Consider the following 21,563-nt stretch of genomic DNA (forward strand, 5'->3'; position numbering starts at 1 on the left):
ATCCAGCTATGTCCCGCAGGAGCGCCTCGCGACGGAAGGAGAGCGACTCATGTTTCGGTCGGTCGATGCCGCGACGATCCGCATTGCCGCTCACTCGTGGCCCGACGGCCCGGTGCCTTGGCCGGACCGGAGTGATGCCTCCGGTATCGGGGACTGGTTGCAAGCAACGTGGCAGAAGGTCGGCTTGGCCGAGGCTGCTTGGGCCGCCAGCCCTGAGTTCGCTGCTCGCGTAGAAGCGGTTCTCGCCATAGGAGGCACTGCTCCGGACCGAGGGTGGCGGATGGCGTTGGCGTTGGCGCGGTACCTGGTCCGTGCGCAGCGGCGTGCGACGCCCTTCGGGTTGTTCTCGGGCGTGGCGGCCCTGCGGTTCGATGCGGTGGCTGCGGTGGTGCCGGCAGGGCGGCTGGCGATTCGGGTACGGCCGGACGCGAGTTGGCTCGCGTCCCTGATTGCGCATCTCGAAGCTGAGCCTGACGTGCGCCGCCGTCTACCGGTGCAGGCGAACAACCTGGCGCTGGTGAGCGGGCCTCGGATCGTTGTGGCGCGCCGGCCGCATGCCTCGGCACGTGCGGAGTCGACCTCGGTGAGGAATACCGCAGCGGTACGGCTGGCGGTGTCGCTCGCCCGTTCCCCGTTGCCGTGGGCTGAGCTGGTCGACGCGGTCGCTGCTGCCTTTCCGGGCTTCCCACGCGTTTCCGCTGACGCGATGGTTGCCGGCCTGGTGGACCACGGCGTGTTGATCTCCGCTCTCCGACCACCATCGACGCGCACAGACCCGATCAGGCATGTCCTGGACGCCCTCGATGCGGTGTTCGACGGTGATCCGGAGGGGCAGCGAGCCCTTCGGGCCGAACTGCGCTCGCTGCATGGTCGTCTCGGTGGTACCAGCGCTCGCAGCACGACGTACCTTCGTGGGCTCGCCGACCGCATGCGTAGGGTGGCGACGGCCACCCAGCCGCTCGCGGTGGATCTTCAGCTCGCGGATCAGGTCGCCCTGCCGGAGCAGGTCGCCGCCGAGATTGCCGCATCGGTGGAGGTGCTGCGACGGCTGACGCCGGATCCGGCGGGGCGGCCCGAGTGGCGTGCGTACCGTGCCCGGTTCGTCGACCGCTACGGGATGACGGCGGTGGTGCCGCTCGCTCGGCTGGTAGATCCGATCGTCGGGTTGGGCTTCCCAGAGCACTTCGGCGCTTTGGGCAACGCGCCTGCGGCACCACTGTCCGGCCGTGACGAGCGTCTGCTCGCGATGGCTCAGCAGGCGGTGATCGATGGCGCTCGTGAGGTGGTTCTCGATGACGCGGCCGTCGAATGGCTCGCCGGCGCTGGCCGAGTCATCGGGCCTGTTAGCCCTCACGTCGACGTCTCGGCAGAGGTCCGCGCGGTCTCGCTGGAGGCGCTGACACAGGGACGGTTCACTGTCGCGTTGACCGGCATGGGCCGCTCGGCGATGGCGACGAGCGGTCGCTTCCTCGACGGGCTGCCCTACGCCGACCGGGAGTTGATGTGCCGGGAGCTCGCCCGCCTTCCGGTCGCGGTGGACGGGGCCATGCCAGTGCAACTGAGCTTCCCGCCGCGCAAGCTACACAGCCAGAACGTGCTCAGCTCTCGGCAGGTACTTCCGTGGCTGGTCAGCATGGCCGAGCACCGGCCCGTGGCTGAGAACGTGATTGGCCTCGACGACCTCGGTGTGACCGCCGGCCGGGATCGGTTGGTGTTGGTGTCGATGTCGCGGCGGCGGGTGGTGGAGCCGACAGTGGCGCACGCTGCCGCCGTACACACGATGCCGCTGCTTGGCCGGTTCCTCCTGGAACTGCCGCGAGCCACGGATGCCCGGCTGAAACCGTTCGACTGGGGTACGGCTTCCTGCTTGCCGTTTCGACCCGCACTGAGGTACAGCCGCGTCCTCTTGACGGCGGCCCGGTGGCGCGTCGATCCGACGTCCCTGCCCGGTGCGAACGCAAACGATGGCGAATGGGCGACGGCCTGGGAGGCACTGCGGACGAGGCTGCGGCTCCCGGCATGGGTGCAGGTCGGCAACGGTGACCAGCGGCTTCGACTCCACCTCGATCAGTCCATGGATCGGGCCCTGCTGCGTGCCCACCTGGACGCCAGCGCCCGACCGGTCACCGTAGTGGACGCGGCGAGTCCGAAGGACTTCGGTTGGCTCTCCGGCCGCGCCCACGACATCGTCGTGCCCGTCGCCTCGACGGTTGCGCCCGCTGCCGCGCCGGCTGCGGTTACCGCGCGCAGCGCATGGCCGCCACCCGTTCCCCCCGAGCCGCTCCTACCTGGTGCCAGTGGCCTGCTGTCCGCTTCGGTGGCCGTCGACCCTTCGACGATGGAGATGGTCTTGGCCCGAGGGCTGCCCGCGCTGTTCGCCGACTGGCCCGAGCCGCCACTGTGGTGGTTCGTGCGCTTGCGACGCCCCATCCCGCATCTTCGACTACGACTGCACACCGATGACTACGGTGACGCGGCGGTACGGGTCGGGCGGTGGGTCGCCGGGCTCCGACAGCAGCGCCTTGCCGGCGATTGGAGCCTGGACACCTACCATCCCGAGTCCGGTCGCTACGGCTACGGCACCGCGCTGGCAGCGGCCGAGAAGTTGTTCGCCGCCGACTCCACCGCAGCCCTGGCCCAACTGGTAGCGCAGCCCGCGTCTGGAATCGATCGGCAGGCACTGACCGCCCTGAGCATGGTCGACCTGGCCGCCTCGATGCTCGGCAGCCGCACCGACGCATGCGAGTGGCTGGTGGCGCGCCCCGAGCAGACCAGGCAGGCACCAGTCCAGCGGGACGTGCTGCGTCAAGTGGTCGCCCTCGACCCGGGCGAACTTCCCGAGCCCATCCAGCGTGCGTGGCAGGAACGCTCCAGGGCCGCAAGCCGGTACGCAGCCGAACTGTCCGCCGTCGCCGGCCCGCTCACCCCTGCCTCGGTGCTCGCGTCGCTGATGCACCTGCACGTTGTTCGCGCTCTCGGCCCGGACGAAGACGCCGAGCAGCTCACGTATCGGTTGGCACGCCATGTCGCGCTGGCGGCGGTGCGTCGCCGGGTGCGCGCCGTAGGAGCATCCCGATGACCGGAGTACCGCTGAGGACTCCGTTGCTACGGGCGGCCGAGGCGATGGCTGCGTGCATCACCGACACCCTGACCGAGCCGCCGCCCCCGGATTTCGCGGCGGACGACTACGGGCCACGCAGTACCCGCTGGTACGCCCAGTCGCTGTCCCGGGGTGCCGCCGGGGTGGCACTCCTGCACGGGGTGCGAGCGCAGACCGGACACGGCGGGTGGGAACCGGTCCATGCCTGGCTGCGACGCGCGACCGCTGACACGCTGAACAACGGCAGCGGAGCCGGACTCTGGTTCGGCGCACCCGCTGTCACCCACGCGCTGACCATGGCCATGCCGCACTCCCACCCGGCAGTCCTGGACGCGCTTGATCATGCCCTCGATGACCTGGTGGAACGCCGCCTGGCCGCTGCCACGGCCCGCCTCGCGGCGCGTGCCCGGCCCTCGCTGTCGGAGTTCGACCTCGTACGTGGGCTGACCGGCCTGGGAGCCCACCTGCTGCGCCGCGCCCCGGACGGACCTCTGCTCCGGCGGGTGCTGGCGTACCTGGTCCAACTCACCGAGCCGGTGCCCACCGACGACGCCGCGGGTCGACTCGCGCCGGGGTGGTGGAGCGCAGATCCCGCCGACCGCGAAGGTTCGGAGCAGGGCGGGCATGCCAACGTCGGCTTAGCGCACGGCATCGCCGGCCCGCTGGCTCTCCTGGCCCTGGCCATGCGGCAGAACATCCGAGTGCCGGGACACGCGGAGGCGATCCGCCGGATCTGCACGTGGCTCGACTCCTGGCAGCAGGCGAGCCCTGCGGGACCGTGGTGGCCGGAGAAGATCACCATCGCGGAGTTGCACGCCGGGAAACCCTCCATGAGCGGACCGGCGCGGCCGTCCTGGTGCTACGGCACCCCCGGAGTCGCCCGCGCCCAGCAGCTGGCCGGAATCGCTCTCGACGACGCCGCCCGGCAAGAGGCGGCAGAAGAAGCCCTGACCCGCTGCCTGGCCGACCCCCTCCAACTCAGCCGGATCGTCGATCCGTCGCTGTGCCACGGCTGGGCAGGACTTGCCGCTACGGCCTGGTACACCGCCGCCGACGCCCGCACCACCAGCCTCCAAAAACAGCTGCCCCAGATCGTGCGCCTGCTGATCCAGCACGCCACGGACACCACCCCGGCACGATCCGGCTTGATCACCGGCCCCGCCGGAATCGCTCTCACCCTGCACACCGTCGCGACCGGCACCGACATCTGCTGGGCCACCAGCCTGCTGATCAACTAGACGAGGAGAGCATCGTGGATCTCGATTCCGAACCCGACACCGAGCCACCAGGCGTGGCACCGGTGAGCCGATGGCGCCAGCTGAACCTGACGTTCTCGGACTGGCAGACCGCTGAGGATTTCGCCGTGACGCGGCTCGCCCCCGAGCTCACCGCTGCGGACGAGCATCGGGCGATCACCGCCTTCTGGTTCATCCGTAAGAGCGAGACGTGGCGGTTGCGGCTCCTGCCCGGCGACCGGCTCGCCCAGGTCTATGCCCTCCTCGCCGCCATCACTGACGACGACCGCATCCGCGGTGTCACCGAGCCCGTCTACCGGCCCGAGGCGTACGCCTTCGGCGGGGACCAGGCCATGACGGTCGCCCACACCCTCTTCCACGCGGACAGTCGCCACATCCTCGGCCATCTCGCCACCACCGGCGGCACCCATCGGCGTGAACTCGGCGTCCTGCTCGCCACTCGCCTCATGCGCGCCGCCGGACTGGAGTTCTCCGAGCAGGGCGACGTCTGGCGGCTTCTCGCCTCCCGCCGGCACCAGCCGAACGCCCCCGCGCCAACCCCACGGCTCATCGCGGCGGTGCAGCGCCTGATCACCGCAGCCGACGACACGGCCGCAAGCCCGCTGGCCGTCACCCCGCGATGGCCACAAGCCCACGAGCACGCGGGCGCGGACCTCGGCTTCCTCGACCGGCACGGCGCGCTGACCCGCGATCTACGCGAGGTGCTGACCCACCACCTCCTGTTCCTGTTCAACCGGCTCGGCATCTCCACCGCCGACACCTGGCTACTCGCGACGGCCGCCGTGAACGTCACCTTCCACCACCCCTTCGACACCCCATCCGGCTATCAGCCCGCCGCCAAGATCGGAAGTAGGGTCAACGCAGTGAACACTTCCCCCACCGCACCGGGAACCTCCAGTGCCGCGACGCTGCGCGAACAACTCGCCAGCACGCTCGAACAGCGCGGCCACATCCGCTCCGCCGCCGTCGCGCACGCATTCCGTACGGTGCCCCGCGAGCGGTTCCTCCCCGGTGTCGACCTGGAAACCGTGTACACCCGCCGCCAGATCGTCACCAAACGGGACCCGAGCGGTGCCGCGTTGTCGTCCGCGTCGAGCCCCAGCCTCGTCGCGGACATGCTCGAACAACTCGCCCCACAACCCGGCCACCGCGTCCTGGAGATCGGTGCGGCCACCGGCATCAACGCCGCCCTGCTCGCCGAGCTGACCAGCCCCGGCGGCACGGTCGTCACCATCGAACTCGACCAGGACCTCGCCGACGGCGCCCGCGCCAGCCTCAACCGCGCCGGCTACGACACCGTGAAGGTGATCTGCGGCGACGGAGCCCTCGGCGACCCCGACCACGCGCCCTACGACCGGATCATCGTCACCGCCGGAGCCTGGGACATCGCCGCCGCCTGGTGGGAACAACTCGCCGACCACGGCCGCATCGTCGTGCCCCTGCGCGTGCACGAGAGCGGCCTGACCCGATGCTTCGCCTTCGACCGCACCAGCCCCACGATGCTGGTGAGCGCCACGACGCCGCTGGTCTGCGGATTCGTCCCCATGCGCGGCAGCACCGAACACACCGACCACCACGTACGCCTCGACGCCGACGTGGTCCTCAAACTCGACGCCACCGACCAGCCCGACCGCGCCGCCCTCACCAAGGCTCTGAGCCACCCCCGGCTCGAACGCTGGACCGGCATCCAGGTCAGCGACGCCGACCCCATCGGCCATCTCGACCTGTGGCTCCTCGTCCACGCCAACAAGCCGTTCGGCCGCCTTGGCGTCGGTGACACCGCCCGCACCAACGGACTGGTCACCCCCGCCTACCGGTGGGCCGGTGCCGCCATCTACCACGGCGGCACCATCGCCTACCTCGCCTTCCAAGACGCGGGCAACGGCCACCACGAACTCGGCGCGATCGCCCACGGCCCGGACGCCACCACGCTCGCCACCGACCTGACCAACCTGCTCGACCAATGGGACGCCGCAGGCCGCCCCAACCAACCCACCGTCACCGCCCACCGCACAGGAACCCGACCCGCCAGACACGATGACATCAGCCGATCCGACACCACCCTCACGATCACCTTCTGACCGCACCCACACCGGCGCGGTGCCCTGTCCCGCCCCGGCCCCGTGGGACGAGCGCAGCTGAGATGTCCCGCACGCCTTGGACACACCTCGTTGCCACTACGCGGCTCTTCCGCAGCAGATGAGGACACCATGACTCCGTCACTTGCCGCCACCGTCGCCGCCCGATTCCCTCTCGTCGCCCGCAAACGACCGCCCGCCAAACCACTGGACGCTCGGGTCGACCGGCTCGTCAGGCTCGCCGAAACCGCACACCGCGAAGGCGACCCGGACAAGGCGTCCATGGTGTTCAACGGGGCCGCCCTCATCGCCTCCGACTGCGGAGACCCCGACCTTGCCCGCGCCTGGTGCCACCGCCACGCCAGCCTCTACCTCAACCAAGCCCCGCTGAACGGCTACACGGCCCGCTTCGCTCTCGAACCCGTCGTCAACCTCGCACGCCTACGCATCCGTGAAGGCGACGGCAACGGCGCATACCGCCTCCTCACCCACCTGTACACGGCAATCGTCGGCGGCACTCCCGCTGTTCTGGACGGCTTGGAGATACACCCTCGACAACTTCCCGCTGACCCCGAAGAACTCGATCAGATCATCGGTTGGCTGCGCGGCACCCTGCTCTCCGACGGAACCCGCGCCCTTGTCCTCGCCGAACGGTGGGACGACGCCGTGAACCATGTGCGCCGGTACGACGGGGTCGGACCTACCCTCATGGATGGACGACAGGTCGCGATCGTCGCCCACCTACTGCAGAACGAAGGACCGGCAGCAGCAGATCTCCTCACGACCACGAAGATCGAAGCGCCGAGGGAGCACGCGGTGCATGGACTCCTCACGACCTGGCTGGACCTGGCTGCGGGTCACACCCCCGTCGACCACGCTGACCTCATCGATCGAGTGTCGACCACACCACGAACCACCGGTCTCACCGTGTTCCACGTTCGCCTCGGACTGACGGCCCTGGATCTCGCGGTGAACGTCCCAACCGCTGCCGCAGACAGCCTGACCAAACAGTTGGTCGCAGATGCTATCCACGACGAGGACGCCAACGCGGCGCGCGACCTCATCAATCATCCGGCCGTTACCTCCGAAAGCGAACGGACGATGCGGGCTTTGATGGAGGCAAGTGGTTTAGGCCAGGGCCACCTACCAGCAGCAACGGTTGATCAGCTTTCCTCAGCACTTGATGTGGCTGGAACCGCAATACAACGGCATCTACCCTGCCAGCAGAACCGATTAAGGGAACGACAACCCCGGTCGATGCTGCGATGAAACGAGCCGCCATATTCGTCGGAAGCTGTAGAGGCAGGTGTACGTGAGCCCGGACCTGCTCGGCAAGATCGAGAAAGCCGAGCGTACCGCCAGCCTGGACGTCATGAGTCGCTGCGACCAGGCGTTGGAGACGGGCGGAGCGTTGGCCCGCCTACGACGATTCGTGGACCACCACTCGGCAGCGCAGCCACGAACGGATGCCTCGGTTGAGATGCCGACACGGTTCATGGTGGTCATGGAGATCCTGCCTGTCGGGCCTATCGACTCCAACGCCGTTCCCCTCGTGAACAGCGGCGGCCGGACCCATTTGTACGCACTTCACGGCGGACAGGGCAGATGATCGGAACGGACGCCGTCCCGGGTCCCGTCACATCGGAGCAGATTCGCGACCTGCAGAAGGCGCTGGGACGGCAGTTGGCCCACTGGCGCAAGGCAGCCGGGATGACCCAGGCCGCCCTCGCCAGGCGGACGGCCTACTCCCGCAGTTCGGTCGCGAACGTGGAGATCGGGCGGAACGCCATCACTCGTGGCTTCTGGGAGCGCGCCGACCGCGAACTCCGAGCGCAAGGATCGCTGGTGGACGCGTTCGACACGCTCCAAGAGCTGATCACTTTGCTCCAGAGGCATCGAGCGTGGCTAGCCGAACACGAACGACTGCTACGCCATCAGGCAGCCGTACCGCCGAAGCCACCACCCGGTCTCATGATCACGACTCCAGCCTGCGCATGCACGGTCGCGATCGCTCGTTGGGGGGAACGGGAAGTCCTTGCGCTGCGGGAGGCACTGCGGCTCAGCCTTGGGGCGTTCGCCGAACGGCTTCGCGTGCCTCCCTCGGTCGTCGCCACCTGGGAGGACCGCAGACAGCTTGAACCTCCGAACCTGATGATGCAGGCAGCCCTCGACGACCTCCTCAAACTCGCCGACCAGGACACCCGGACCCGCTTCGCACGGATTCTCCAGATGCCACCGATGAGGTCCACAGGCCACCCCGGTAGGCCTCATATCGGTCGACCTGCGACGGCGGCCCCGCTTCCCCACAGTGAGGGACCGCAAGCCACCCGGTGAAGGGGACAACGATGGGCAGGCCGCAAAGGACCATCCCGGGATCGCGCCAGCCGGTCATGTTCGGGGCCCTTCTGACCAACGCCCGTTGCCACCAGTGGTGTCCCACCGGAAGCCCTCATCAGGTAGATGGGGTCCGGCTGGGGTCAGATCCGAGTAGCTGACCGTGCTCGCCCATTGGCTAGGTTGGCTGGACAACGACATCTTGGAGTGCCGGTGAACCCGCAAGAGGCTCTGCTGCGTCCTGCCCGGCTTTATGGGGCTGAGGACGTCCGCAGGCGCGAGTGCCCGATACCTGCGGTCCCTGGCGTCTACGGCTGGTACTTTGCCTCGCCGCCGTCCCTGGTCCCCGTCGAAGAGTGCCACAGGTGGAACGGGTCGACACTGCTCTACGTCGGCATCTCACCGAAGGCACCACCGAGCAACGGCCGCCCTCCGAGTCGGCAGACGATCCGTAGCCGGATTCGATACCACTACCGGGGCAACGCCGCCGGGTCGACGCTGCGGCTGACCCTCGGCTCGCTTCTCGCTGAAGACCTGGGGATCGGCCTGCGGCGGGTCGGGAACGGAAGCCGGCTGACGTTCGGCCGAGACGGAGAACAGCGGCTCAGCGACTGGATGGCCGACCACGCCCGAGTCGTGTGGACCCCGGCAGAGCAGCCATGGGCACTCGAAGAAGAGTTGATCCGATCACACGTACTGCCGCTGAACCTTGACCAGAATCGGGATGGCTCTTTCCACAGCCAGCTTTCCGCACTCCGCGCCGCCCAGCGCGCTCAAGCTCGGCTGTCACCCGTAGAGCGGCAACCCTGATCAACGCCCACTCGTCGGGAACGCCAGCACGGCGTGCCTTGGCCTGTCGTCCGCCGCCTCCCCGTGCCGCTGTCCAGCGAAAGCCCGAACGGTCCAACGGCTCCCGAGCACCCACCGAGACGCCGCGCCATCAGCAGAAACGCCAAAAGGCTCCGACCCAGGGTAAAACCCCAGGTCAGAGCCTTTTTGGTGGTGCGCCGCCAGGGACTCGAACCCCGAACCCGCGGTTACCGAAAGTAGCTGCCCCGACATTGTCGTCGCCGGTCGAGAATTGGCACTGAGCTGCCCAGACATGCCGTCGCAATGATCGCTCCCTGTCACTGCTTGTCACCCGACTATGTGGGTTTTCGGGGGGTAAAAGCGGGGTGGCCGATAGCGCGTTGCCACGATCCATCGGCCCCTGCTCAGGGTCGGGCACCATCGACACATCGATGACCAGCGTCCACCCTCATCGCGACCCGTCCGCGACCGGCAGGGGTTCGTATCGGCGGGGTGATCGATACCGCAACCCCACCCCCACAGCGTGCCCAAGACAGCGTAGCTATCGAATTTCGACCGTAGCCGCGGGCGGTACGGACCTTGCCGGCTGCCCCGCCTGGCCTTCTGGCTGGTGTACCGAAGCGAAACGCGCGTGCTGAGACGGAATCGAACCGTCGACCTACGCTGCTCGACCGTTGCCCTCCCGCGCTTGTCATCGCTTAGCGAAATCGGTCGTTGACCTGCACAAACGTTGACAATCAGTTGAGCAACGCCAGTCGCTGTTTACCGGTCGTTGGTACGAGTTTTCGGGGGGTAAACGAGGGCACCGTCACACGTCACGCCCGCCCAGCATCGCTGCGTGCCGGATCACCCAACACGACCGGAGGAACATCACCCCCTGCGCGGCTGGGCGACCGCCGCCGCTCGACGGTAGGGCACAGGTACTACAGCTGCGGATCATTCAGACCTGGATGACTTCGGGGCGCTTTACCCATTTTCGTAGGATTGCCGGGAGTGGATCGCCACGGCGTTGGTAGTGGCTGATCTGGGCGCGGATTTTGTGTTTGAGGCGCCAGGCGATCCAGCGCAGGCTGTGGTGTCGGTCGTGGCGGGCGTGCAGCACGGTCTGGGCGAGCAGGTTGCGGACGTCGGCGACGGTGGCGTGGGCGAGTAGGTCCGGGCTCAGCCAGTCGGGGCCTGCCGGGCGGGTTGCCGTTGGGCTGCTGCTTTTCCCTGGCCGGTGGCCTGACCGCCGGCGGGAGTGTCGGCGCTGGTCGCGGTGTCGTGGTGCAGGTCGGCGTGTTGGACGGCGATGAACGCGTCGGCGAACATGCACACGGTGATGGTGTGCTGCCACGCGGTCCAGGTCCGTACCTGATGCTGATCGATACCGATGAGATCCTTACCCTGCTCGTTGTTCTCCTCGATCTTCCATCTCGTCCCGGCAGTGCGGATGAGCGTGCCAGCCGGGCTCGGATCCGGGGCGTGGGCAAGGAAATAAGTGACCTCGTCCGGATCGGTGATCGAACGCCGTAGCAGCAAAGTGTGGGCGAACCCGTCGGCGGGTGTCTCGTCGCTGACCCGCAGGTTGCCGCCGAGCCGGACCAGGGCCCAGTCGTAGAAGCGCTGCCCTTTGCTGCCCTCGCCGCAGGAGCGGCGCTGCCAGTCGTCCTCGGTCAGCCGGGACAGCAACTGGTCGGCGCGGGTGATCGGTACGGCGCCGGGCAGCACGCCGATCTGCGTCAACGGCAGCGCCGCCGAGGTCGCCACCACATACGGCAGGCTGCGGGCGGCCAGCCAGTTGCGGACCTGCGGGTACTGACCGTAACCGCCGTCCATGGTGACCCACCCGAACGGCACCTTCGCGGCGACCGCCTCGGCCAGCAACTCTTGCGCCAGGTCGAGTTTCGTGGCGAACCCCACCATGGTCGGGATCCCCGCCTCGCGGCAGCGGGCCGGATCGTCGGTCCACCGTTTCGGCAGGTACAGCCGATGGCCGATGAACGCGTGCCCGGCTGGCCCAGCATAGGTCAGCATCACCGCGACCTGGCAGTTCTCCACCTGGTTGGTGGCCCCGCAATGCTGCGGGGCGACCCCGACGGACTTGTCACCCTTCTTGATCATCTGGGTGTCGTCGATGATCAAGACCCCGTCCGGGTCGCCGAGATGCTCCACCACGTAGTCACGGACCTCGGCCTCCAGGGCGTCGGCGCTCCACGCACCACGGCACAGAAACGACTGCATCCGCCCCGGATGACCATGCCCGGCCCGCTGCGCGAGGGTCCAGCAGTTCTTCTTCTCCAGATCCGACAGCAACCCGTCGACCAGGTCAGCGAACACCTCCCGCGGCTCCGGCCGGGCGAACAGGTGCCCCATCCGGCCGGTCAACTCCCGCAGCCGCGCCTGCCAGCCGTCAACCAGATCATCCATCACCTCGAATATCACGCCTGCTCAACGACGATCAACCGCCATCGTTACGTGATCCGCAGCTGTAGTACAGGAACCCTCCTGCGGGATGTCTCCATTCGCCCTCACGCGCGACGCGGCTGGGAACGAGTGGAAGCATTGCACCCTCCCAGGCCGGGAAATACGAGTTTCTATGCATTCTTGGGCGTGATGTGATTTGGAAATCGCAGGGACCGATCACCAAGCCCATGCTATGGACATTTCCATCCCCCGGGCGTGACGTGGGTTAGAAAACCCCGGCAGCTACGAGGGCAAGGACCGGCGTCAATGATTTCCATACGCCCTTGGGCGTGACGTGGTTGGGGACTCTCGAGGCGGTGTACTGGACAGCCTTCTGGCAGGGCCGGGTTTCCATACGCCCTTGGGCGTGACGTGGTTGGGGACGCGGGTACTGTCCCGGAGTGACCTGTTTTACTGTTTCCATACGCCCTTGGGCGTGACGTGGTTGGGGACACCTACATCTACACCGTGGTGGTGTGGATGGCCTGGTTTCCATACGCCCTTGGGCGTGACGTGGTTGGGGACCTCCCCTCATTCTTCGGAGTGAGCGGAGGGCACATCTGGTTTCCATACGCCCTTGGGCGTGACGTGGTTGGGGACCACAAGGTCACCACGTTGCAAACCCGCAACGGGTTTCCATACGCCCTTGGGCGTGACGTGGTTGGGGACCCTACTGCTGTCGCTCTGGGCTTGACCAGGGTGTTTGTCGGCAGGTTGCATACCCCCTCGGTCCGGACGGTCCAACAATAGCCGCCAGTCGATGATTATGCCGCGTTCGCGCTGGTGAAGGCCATTGCACAGGGGATAAGGCGGGGTCATGATCAGCTACCCAGGTCCGCTTCGTCGGCTTCTGCGCCGTTTGGACGGTGTGCGGAGGGATGCTTGGCGGGTGGTCGGGTGGCTTGCGCGGGGTGGGCACGGATGGGGATGTAGGTGTTGGTCTCCTGGTCGTAGTGGAGTAGGCGGGTGTTGGTGAAGAATCGGGTGGTCGCTTGGGCGAGGTGCCATCCGATGGCCATGGCGAGCACTTTGGGCATTGCGGCGGCGATGATGACCTCGCGTGCTCCGGCTTGATTCTGCACGGCGATTATCGCTTCGGTGAGGGGCTTGGCGAATGTGGCGATTTCGGGGCCGGTGAAGGTGGTGCGGCTCAGTTGTGTGATGTCTTCTGTCGCGGCTGGTCGGATGCGTTGGCATCGGCTGATGGGGTATTCCGCGTATGTCACCTGTGGGGTCATTCTCGCTGCGGCGGGCGCGAAGGCGAGGATCAGGCCGACGGGAGCGTCCGGTGTCGTGGTGTCGAGGGGAAGTTCTTCGGTGACGAGGGTGGCGGGGGTGACCGCCTTGGTCAGGGTGAAGGTGATGGGGTGGGGTGTGCGGGGGTCTGGTAGTTCGAGGAGTTGCAGGTCGTCGACGATGGGAAGTTCGGCGCCGATGGCGAGGGCGGCGGGCCAGAGGATGTTGGGCGCGATGGTGTAGGCGGTGTCGTCGCGGTCGGTGTTGATCACCGTCTCGAGGGCGGCGGCGATGTCGGCGCAGGTGGCGCTGAGGTCGATGACGCTCTGGTGGGTGTGGGTGGGAAGGTCGGCCCAGCGGGTGACGGATTTGAGTGACATGCGGCGTCGGGCGGCGATTTGGATGGCGGTGTCGTGCAGGTCGGGCATGTCGTCGGCGAGGAGCCGGACGTAGAAGAGGGTGCCGGTGCGGCGGTGGATCAGGCTGCGCCACAGGACGGCGGCGAAGAGCAGGACAAGGGCGGCGGCGAGCAGGGTGGCTCGTTCCGGGGACACCTGGCGGGGTGGTTTCAGGGGTAGCAGGTCTTCGACAATGAGGCCGAGGGCTGCGGTGGTGAGGGCGGTCAAGGCGGCGATAGCGAAGTTCGCCACGGTGGTGAGCAGTGGACCGGAGGCCGGTCGCCACCGTCTGATGCCGGCTCGGGTCCTGGCGGTGGGCATCGGTGCGGGGTTGTTCATCTGATCCTGACGAAGGTGATCGGGTGGTTGCCGGCGGTCTGGTAGAGGTCGGCCTGCCGGTCGGTAACGGTGTGGTCGAGGGGACCGATGCGCTTTTCCATTGCGGGCCAGGTGTGGGCGTGGCGGATGGTGTAGGCGATGGTTTCGACGGCGACGGGCTGCGGTTCCAGTGGGGGCGTGGCGTTGTCGAGGTGCAGGACGCCGACGATGGCGGTGTCGTTGTCGAGGCGGGCGCGGAGGAGCCAGTTGGTGGTCCAGGCCCACAGGTGGGTGTAGGGGGGTGAGCTTGTGGGGGGTGCGCCGATGTGGAAGCCGTCGTAGTCGGCCCAGGCGGTGCCGTCGGCTCCGGTGAGGGTGGCGGCGAGGTGGTGCCAGGGGATGCGGCCGTGGGAGTGCAGGACAGCGGTGGTCGTCGCGCTGGTGGTGTCCATGGAGCTGGTCATCGCGCCGGTCCTTCGGTACGAACTGTGGGTTCCAGGTCGGGGATGGTGACCGGGTCGGGTGTGGGTGGGGTGTCGAGGCGCAGGGTGCCCATGCCCCGGGTGGTGCGGGAGCCGAGGCCGATGAGTCCGTCGTGCAGGTCGCGCAGGACGTGCTGGATGACGGTGTGCGCCCAGTCGGGGATGTCGGTGAGGGCGTCGATGCGTAGGCGCAGTCGGCCGGTGGTGACCGGGGTGGTCTGGTAGAGCAGGCCGTCGTGGGCGCCGCCGGTGACGCGGTCGATGGCGACGTGGGTGCGGGCCGGTGGGCGCTGGGCGTCGAGGATCGGGCTGTCGTGGAAGGCGAGTCGTCCTCGCCTGCCCTGGTGGCCGAAGAGGTCGCAGGTGGGGCAGGTGCCGCAGCCGGTCTGTTGTCGGCAGGCGGTGTCGGGGCCGTAGCGGGAGCGCAGGATGTATTCGGCTCGGGAGCGGAACAGGCCCTTCCACGCGGAGCCCGGGACGAACGGTTGGTTGTCCCGGGCGCGGGCGGTGGCCGCGCCGCTGGGTCGCGGGTCGCCGACGAGGAGCGCGTCGACCAGGTTCAGGTCGACGTCCAGCCAGGGTCGGGTCGGTGGTGGTGTCGGGGTGATGGGGTGGGTGGCGACGGCTTCGACGAGCGCGGGGCCGGTGTGGGTGAGCCAGGTGCGCATGCCGTCCTGGGTGGTGGGGTCGATGCTGCCGTGGCGCAGGGAACGTAGGCGGGCCTGGCCGCCGCCGGTGGTGCGGTCGCGGCCGATGGCGGGTTGCCAGGCGGCGAGGGCGTGAAGGTGGTCGTTGGTGAGCGGTCCGTCGTGGCGTAGGTAGGCGGTGAGGGTTCCGCCGGTGGCGACGGTGTGGCTGTAGCGCAGGGAGTTGGGCCGGGCGGTGCCCCGGTGCCGGTCGATCGCGGTCTGCCCGACGATTTGGGTGAGGGTTTCGCTGCCGGGGTCGGGGGTGAAGTGGGTGCCGAGGATCCACAGCGGGGACGGGTCGGTGGTGTCGCCGTGGTGTGCTGGGGGGCGGCTGCCCATGAGGGTGGTGTCGAGGGTGGTGCCGTGGCGGGTGTCGTGCTGGCGCAGGTGTGCGCGCAGTGATCCGGCGAGTGCGGACCCGGGCACCCAGGGTCGGCCGTCGGTGTCGTGGAGCAGGTCGCGGTCGAGGGTGGGGTCCTCGATGGGTACGGCGCCGACGGCCCAGCCGGGTTCGACGGTGATCTCGGCGATCAGAAAGGTGATGATCATCGTGCCGCCTGTCGTGCTGCTCGTTGGCGGTCGGCGGCGGGTGTGGTGAGCACGAGGGTGGTGAGGTCCCGCAGGCTGGCCGGGGCGAGCCCGTCCAGGGTCTTGCGGAGGTGGTCGCGTTGCCGGCCGGAGAGACCGGCCGCGGTGGGCTGTTTGAGCAGGTCTACAAGCAGGTTGGCGGGGACGGTGCCGGTGCGGTGGTGTTCGACCTGGAGGGCGCGGAGAGCACCGATGAGCCACCGCCAGGCGGCGTCGTCAAGGCCGATGTCGAGTAGCCGCTTGTGCAGTGTGGACAGCGGATCGGTGGTGGTGTCGTCGTCCATGCCGGCAGCGGTGGGTCGCCAGGGTTGGGTGGCGATGGTGACGTCGCCGAATCCTTCGGACCGGCGTAGGCCGATGCCGTCGCGTAGGAGGCGGGTGGCGAGCGTGGCGAGGACGTCGGGGGTGCCGGTGATCCGGTAGGTGGAGCCGGCGGTGGCGCAGAGTTCGGCGGGTTTGGGCAGGCGGGAGGCGGCGTGCCAGCCGGACCAGGTGACCGCCCGGGTCCACGTCTCGGGCAGGAGGGTGGCTCCGGGGATGAGGTCGAGGGTGGGTTCGGGTGTCAGCCGGGGGCGTCCGGCGAGGTCGACGAAGACGGCGGGGCTGGCCAGTCGTATGACCAGCGGTTTTCCGGGTGCGGGCGGTGTCGGCGCGGCGGGCTGGTGTGCGGTGGTGGTGAGGTCGGCCTGTCCGCCGACGGTACGCCGCCCGCCGAGCCACAGTGTGTGGGGTTGTGTGAGCCACGGGTGGTGGCCGTGGATCAGGCCGGTCAGGGTGGTGCCGGCGGGTAGGGCGTCGTTGGCGTACAGTTCGCCGTCCTTGGCCCGGCCGGTGGCCGGGTCGATCGAGGTGCGGGTGATGCGGGTCGGCTCGCCGGGCGGGTCGAGGTTGCCTCGGCTCTGTTCGAGCCGCTGGCCGCAGCCGGGACAGTGGTCGCCGGTCTCGAACGCCCGGTCGACGACCGTCTCCGCGCACGTCGGTTCGGGCGAGTATTTGCACTGGAACACCGACAGTGGGGTGCGGTGGCTGCCGGCGGGTAGCAGGTTCCCGTAGCGGATCGTCCCGTCGAAGAGGGTTCGGAACTCGTCAAGCTTCGGGTTGTCGCGTCCGGGTGGGCCGTGTTCGGTGATCCAGACGGCGGCGAGTGCGCCGCGGAGCGCGCTGCCCGGCACGTAGCGGTGGCCGGCGGTGTGGTAGCCGATCTCGGAGCCGACGCCGAGGGCGAGTCGTTGCCGGGCGGTCACGGTCACCGCCAGCACGGCCGGGCCGGGCGCGGTCATGATGACTCCTCCGAGCTGTGGAGCAGGTCGGTCAGGTGGTCGGCGCTGGCTGCGGTCCATGCCGGGTGCAGCGGGGTGATGCTCACCCAGCCGAGTCCGCGTCGCCGGTCGCCGCCGAGCGCGGTGACCGCGCGGGCGGCGGCGGTCAGCACCGCCTCGTGCCGGTGCAGGTCGGCGGCGGGCACCGGGCCGCTGCGTCGTACGGTGAAGGTGGCCTGGTGGGCGAGGATCTCCTCGCCGACGGCGAGCGCGCCGTCGACCACGGTGTGCGTGATGTCGGAGATCTGGATCCGGGCGCGGGCACGGACCCGCAGCTGCTCGACCCCGTCGCTGGTGAGGGTGGCGTCGGACCAGCTCCACGGCGAGGGCTGCCAGGCGGTCCCGAATACCGCCTCCACCAGGTGTGGTGGGAGGGTGAGCAGGTCCCGGGCAGCGGAGCGCATGACGCCCTTGATGCTGGAGGCGGGCAGCGGCACGTCCCGGTCGATGACGCTGTCGGTGCCGTCGCCGGCCCGCCCGGTCGCGACCCGGAACGGCCCGTGGAAGGTGATCTCGAAGGTGAGGGTCACCGCCACCACCGGACCAGACAGAGCGCGTCGGCGACCGTGGCCGGTCCGCCGTGGGTCAGGAACGGGTCGAGGACGTCGCTGCGGTCGAGGCGGCGGGCCTGTTCGCGTAGCCGGGCGGTGGACAGGGCAGGCCGGCCGGGGTCGATGAGCCGCTCGCAGACGGCCCGCCCGGACGGCGGTACGGTGGCCAGCGCCGCCAGCGCCGGCCCTAGAGCGGCCAGCTCTTGGGTGGTCCACGTGGCCCGGTGCCGGGGTGGTTGTTCACCGTCGCGGGTGACGTCGAGCCAGCCCACCGCCGCGTCCCGCCCCTTGTGGTCCCTCTTCGCCTTCTTGAGCAAGACTTCGGCCAGTTCCACGCTGCGGCGGAAGGGGAACTTCGCGTGGGCGAAGACCAGGCCGGCGGACGCGGTCACCTGTTGCCCGTCGGGCAGCAGTCCGGCCGGGCCGTCGATGCCGCGCATCTGGTCGGCGAACGCCTCCAGATAGGTGGTGACGAATCGCCACGCCCGGTCGGCGACCACCGAGACGAGTACGTCGTCCCCGCCGACCAGATGCGGGATGACCGGCACCGCACGGGAGGAGCCGAGGACGACCCGGGTCGCCTCGACCAGCGCGGCGCGGGTGGCCGCCGACACCCGCGCCGACACCCGGGCCTTCAGGTCCCCGTCGCCGTGACGGGCGACGTGGTCGAAGAGCGCGCCGAGCCCGTTCCCGTCGATGTACACCGTCGCCAGGTGGTTACGGTCACCGTCCTCCCCACCCAGCGCGGCCAGTTCGGTGAAGTGCTGCACGACCTGACGTGGGGTCAGCGACAACGCCCGCAGCAGATCGGTTTCCGCGCCGACGGGCACGTGCTCATGCCACAGTCCGGGCTGTCGGTACCGGTCGGTGTACCGGGCCTCGCAGTCCGCGCAGACCGGCACGTTCTGCTCCTCGTGGATGTCGATGGTGGCGACCGCCGGGTCGACCCGGCAGCGGGCGCAGGTAGCCAGCACCGGCAGGTCCGGCAGCGGTGGGAACGCCTCCAGGCCGGTACCGGTCCCGGGGTCGTGCATGACCCGGTACGCCGCCAGGTAGGAGTCAGCGGCGGCCCAGTTCGCCCGCAGCCACACCCCGGGCAGCCGCCGCCGCAGCGCGTCCACGACCGTCCGGGCCACCTCCTCGGCGGCCCCGCCGCCGGGACCGTCGGCCGGGCCGGCGGGTATCCGCAGGGGAATCAGCCCATCGGCCTCGCCCGCCTCCGGGTTGACCTCCGGTCTGGTGCGCAGGTGCGCGGTGGCGGTCGCCAGCCAGTCGGGTAACCCGGTGCGGTGCGAGGTGTGGCTGAGCCACGCCGACGCGCCACGGCGACCCTTCAGGTCCGGGGTGCGGCTCAGGTAGTCCCCGATCCGGACGGCGGCGACATCGATGAACATCCCACCCGTCATGAGCGTCGACCCTTCGGCCGATACTCCTTGTGGTCCTCGTGGATGATCGGCAGGGTCTGGTCCGGGGCGGTCGGGTCGGGCAACGGCAGCAGCGGGCGTTCCTCGCCCTTCGCGAGGTACATGCCGCTGGTGACGGTGAAGAAGGCGAACGGCTCGTCGAACCGTTTCGGGTCCTGCTGCCGGTCGGTCCAGTCCGCGCCAGGCGGATACGACACCCGGGCGCCGTTGACCGTGCCGGCACCCAGCACCGCCGACAACGCCGGCCAGGTCGCGGTCACCTCGTCCGGGCAGGACGCGACGAACGCCCCGACGAACACCTCCGGCGTGTACGCGGGCGGTGGGCTGTCGCCGTAGCGGCTGCCCGCGTCCCACACCTGCGCCTGCACGACGGTGGCGGTGCAGGAGCCGAGACCCAGCGGCTTGCCACCGCCCAGATGCAGCCGCGTCGGCCCTCTCTCGTCGGTTTCACCGCCGGGGCGCAGGGCCAGGTCCGGTTGCAGGGCCGCCAGCAGACCTCCTAGCTCGGCGGGGTCAAGGTTGTCGAACGTGACCGTCTGCGTCAGCGTCGTGCCGGGCGGGGCGAGCAGCTTGTCCGCGACCATCTGCGGCCGGTGATGCTCCTGCGCCTCGTGTCGGGGTGGATGCGTGCCGGGCGCGGAGTGCCAGTAGAACTTGCGTCCCCGCACCGGTCGTGGCTGCGACCGGTCCGGATCGGCACCCCACTCCCGCGTCGGCAGCCGCCCCCTTCCCGCCGGGCGGCGGTCGGCGTAGGACAGGTAGAACTGACCGGCCCCGGGATGTGGCGTGCCCATCGGCGCCCGCCGGAATGCGGTCAACGCGACCGGCCCGGCCGACACGGCGTCCCCGAACCTGACGTGACCGGCGTACGCCCGCTGGTCGGCCCGGCCGTCCTCGTCCCGCGCCTGCGTGTCCGCCGACCCGAACAACCGGCACGACGGGCACAACGACACCGGATCGGTGCACGGCAACAGGTCAGGCGGCACCCGCTCACCCAACGATCCCCTGCCCGGGTGCCGCCAGATCGCCGACAGCCGCAACTCGACCACCCGGCCGCTCCGGTCGCGGCGTACCCACAGCACGTCGCCCTCCTCGAACCAGCCGGTCACCGACTTCCGCTCGCCGATGACCTGCCCCCGGAACGTCACCGGCACCCAGCTGTTCTGCTCGGCCTGAGCGGGCTTTTCATGGCCGAGTTCCCGTCGTGCCGGCCTACGGTTCTGGACCGCCTCGCGGGCACCCGCCACCGCCTGCCGGAACCGTCGCCATGCCGCCTCGTCCACCTCCGCCTCCGGCGTCGAGTCGGGGATGTGGCCGCAGGCGGCGAAGTACAGGGCCGCGCTGCCGTCCCGACGCTTCTCCGGCCGGGCTCCGGCGTCGGTCAGCAGCACCACCCAGCCACCACCGGCCGTCACCCGAGCCCGCTCGTCCAGCTCATACCGCCCCAGGCTGTTCTTTCTCTCCGGCGGGTTGAGGCCGATCCGGCTGCCGGTCCGTAGTCCAGCGCCGCAGGCCGCGACGAGTTGCCCGGAGCGGACCCACACGACTTGTTCTCCCGGTCGCACCGTCAGCGGCTGCCCGTTGAAGTCCGTCGAGACGACGGCGAGGGTCCAGTCGTCCGACAACGGCGAGGCGGTGTCCCGGTAGGACGGGACGAACTTTTCATCGACGATCCGCAGGCAACCGCCGGCCATCGTCTCGTGCACCGACCGCACCACGCCCTTCACCGACGACCCCGGAAACCGCAACACGGCACCGTCGGCCGACCCGTCGGGCGCCTGGGCCGGCCCGGTGAACTCCCACCGCACCACCAGCCGCCCGGACAGCCGGCCCGGCGCCAGCCACTCGTGCCCCGCCGGCTCCCGCCGCACCACCCGCGCAGGAAACGGCACGAACGTGTACGGGTTGACGAACCGGTCCCGACGCCGCCTCCGAGCCTTGGCCACCGCCAGCTCCTGGCGGAGCGCTTCCAGCCATCCGGACAGCCCACCCGGACGAACCCAGCAGCCAGGCACCGGCCCTGGTGGGTCGAACAGGAGGAAGTCGCCGATCTGCTGGACCCGATCGAGGGTCGCCTCCTCGCCGGGCAGCCCGAGCGACGTCGCAGGAAACGTGACGCCCCGGTCGTTGGTGTCCCGCTCGGTCAGCCGCACCGCCGCACCGTCCCGCTTCGCCTTACACCAACGGGCCGGCGGACCACACAGGTCCAGCTGGCAACGGCCGCCCTCGATGAACAAATCACCGGCCCTCGGCAGCGGGCCCCGCCCGCACTCGGCGGACACCTCCCCCGCATCCTCGGCCGGCACCTCCACCGTGCTCTCGCCGCCGCCTTCGCCGCCGTTGACCGGCACGTACCGGAGCAGCCGCGCATCCGCGTCCCACCCGGTGACCACCACCGACACCATCACACGTCACCGCAACCCGGGAACGCGTCCCGCCGGCCACCGCCGAAAGTCATGACTCCCATACGTACCGTTCCGCCAACACGGCCACAAGACCACGCCCGGACAACAACAGCGACCGCGACGGCACCCA

Annotated in this window: 15 protein-coding genes, 1 tRNA gene and 1 CRISPR repeat array; of the genes, 7 read left to right on the forward strand and 9 right to left on the reverse strand. The window is 69.4% G+C overall.

Features of this window, described 5'->3' with window-relative positions:
- Window positions 1–49 precede the first annotated feature (49 nt).
- From ACN260_RS23275 to ACN260_RS23305, 7 genes are all read left to right on the forward strand, one after another.
- Window positions 50–3,079, forward strand: a complete 3,030-nt coding sequence (locus tag ACN260_RS23275; protein WP_422753045.1) for a lantibiotic dehydratase — start codon at window positions 50–52, stop codon at window positions 3,077–3,079.
- Window positions 3,076–4,338 (forward strand): lanthionine synthetase C family protein, encoded by a 1,263-nt coding sequence (locus ACN260_RS23280; RefSeq protein WP_422753046.1) that lies wholly within the window; start codon window positions 3,076–3,078, stop codon window positions 4,336–4,338. Before ACN260_RS23275 ends, ACN260_RS23280 begins: the two co-directional genes overlap by 4 nt.
- A 14-nt stretch (window positions 4,339–4,352) precedes the next feature.
- Window positions 4,353–6,437, forward strand: a complete 2,085-nt coding sequence (fxlM, locus tag ACN260_RS23285) for a methyltransferase, FxLD system (RefSeq protein WP_422753047.1) — start codon at window positions 4,353–4,355, stop codon at window positions 6,435–6,437.
- Between the two features lie 129 nt (window positions 6,438–6,566).
- Window positions 6,567–7,703, forward strand: coding sequence for a hypothetical protein (locus tag ACN260_RS23290; protein WP_422753048.1), 1,137 nt, complete (start codon window positions 6,567–6,569; stop codon window positions 7,701–7,703).
- 43 nt (window positions 7,704–7,746) lie between these two features.
- Complete coding sequence (locus ACN260_RS23295) at window positions 7,747–8,043, forward strand: hypothetical protein (protein ID WP_422753049.1); 297 nt, start codon at window positions 7,747–7,749, stop codon at window positions 8,041–8,043.
- Window positions 8,040–8,768 (forward strand): helix-turn-helix domain-containing protein, encoded by a 729-nt coding sequence (locus ACN260_RS23300; RefSeq protein ID WP_422753050.1) that lies wholly within the window; start codon window positions 8,040–8,042, stop codon window positions 8,766–8,768. The genes ACN260_RS23295 and ACN260_RS23300 overlap by 4 nt, the downstream gene beginning before the upstream one ends.
- A gap of 126 nt (window positions 8,769–8,894) precedes the next feature.
- On the forward strand, window positions 8,895–9,578 hold the full coding sequence (locus ACN260_RS23305) for a GIY-YIG nuclease family protein (RefSeq protein ID WP_422753051.1): 684 nt from the start codon (window positions 8,895–8,897) through the stop codon (window positions 9,576–9,578).
- A gap of 190 nt (window positions 9,579–9,768) precedes the next feature.
- Here ACN260_RS23305 and ACN260_RS23310 read toward each other — a convergent pair.
- The 9 genes from ACN260_RS23310 to ACN260_RS23350 all read right to left on the reverse strand — a co-directional run bounded on the left by ACN260_RS23310 (window position 9,769) and on the right by ACN260_RS23350 (window position 21,433).
- A tRNA-Pro gene (locus ACN260_RS23310) sits at window positions 9,769–9,862 on the reverse strand.
- Window positions 9,863–10,739: 877 nt separating this feature from the next.
- Window positions 10,740–11,987, reverse strand: a complete 1,248-nt coding sequence (locus ACN260_RS23315) for an IS701 family transposase (RefSeq protein ID WP_421488743.1) — start codon at window positions 11,985–11,987, stop codon at window positions 10,740–10,742.
- Between the two features lie 306 nt (window positions 11,988–12,293).
- Window positions 12,294–12,692: a CRISPR direct-repeat array (repeat unit 37 nt; unit sequence GTTTCCATACGCCCTTGGGCGTGACGTGGTTGGGGAC).
- Window positions 12,693–12,844: 152 nt separating this feature from the next.
- On the reverse strand, window positions 12,845–13,909 hold the full coding sequence (locus ACN260_RS23320; protein ID WP_422753052.1) for a hypothetical protein: 1,065 nt from the start codon (window positions 13,907–13,909) through the stop codon (window positions 12,845–12,847).
- An 83-nt stretch (window positions 13,910–13,992) separates the two neighbouring features.
- On the reverse strand, window positions 13,993–14,439 hold the full coding sequence (locus tag ACN260_RS23325) for a hypothetical protein (RefSeq protein WP_422753053.1): 447 nt from the start codon (window positions 14,437–14,439) through the stop codon (window positions 13,993–13,995).
- Window positions 14,436–15,695 carry an RAMP superfamily CRISPR-associated protein gene (locus tag ACN260_RS23330; protein ID WP_422753054.1) on the reverse strand — a complete coding sequence of 420 codons (1,260 nt, stop codon included), beginning with the start codon at window positions 15,693–15,695 and terminating at the stop codon, window positions 14,436–14,438. The genes ACN260_RS23325 and ACN260_RS23330 overlap by 4 nt, the downstream gene beginning before the upstream one ends.
- The gene (locus ACN260_RS23335; RefSeq protein ID WP_422753055.1) at window positions 15,692–17,014 is read right to left on the reverse strand and encodes an RAMP superfamily CRISPR-associated protein; all 1,323 of its coding nucleotides are present in this window, start codon (window positions 17,012–17,014) and stop codon (window positions 15,692–15,694) included. Before ACN260_RS23335 ends, ACN260_RS23330 begins: the two co-directional genes overlap by 4 nt.
- Window positions 17,011–17,583, reverse strand: coding sequence for an RAMP superfamily CRISPR-associated protein (locus tag ACN260_RS23340; RefSeq protein ID WP_422753056.1), 573 nt, complete (start codon window positions 17,581–17,583; stop codon window positions 17,011–17,013). Before ACN260_RS23340 ends, ACN260_RS23335 begins: the two co-directional genes overlap by 4 nt.
- On the reverse strand, window positions 17,580–19,010 hold the full coding sequence (locus ACN260_RS23345) for a Cas10/Cmr2 second palm domain-containing protein (protein WP_422753057.1): 1,431 nt from the start codon (window positions 19,008–19,010) through the stop codon (window positions 17,580–17,582). The genes ACN260_RS23340 and ACN260_RS23345 overlap by 4 nt, the downstream gene beginning before the upstream one ends.
- Window positions 19,007–21,433, reverse strand: coding sequence for a TIGR03986 family type III CRISPR-associated RAMP protein (locus tag ACN260_RS23350; RefSeq protein ID WP_422753058.1), 2,427 nt, complete (start codon window positions 21,431–21,433; stop codon window positions 19,007–19,009). The genes ACN260_RS23345 and ACN260_RS23350 overlap by 4 nt, the downstream gene beginning before the upstream one ends.
- Window positions 21,434–21,563: the final 130 nt, after the last annotated feature.

The sequence above is a fragment of the Micromonospora sp. WMMD708 genome, from assembly GCF_049315245.1.
Taxonomy (GTDB): Bacteria; Actinomycetota; Actinomycetes; order Mycobacteriales; family Micromonosporaceae; genus Micromonospora; species Micromonospora wenchangensis.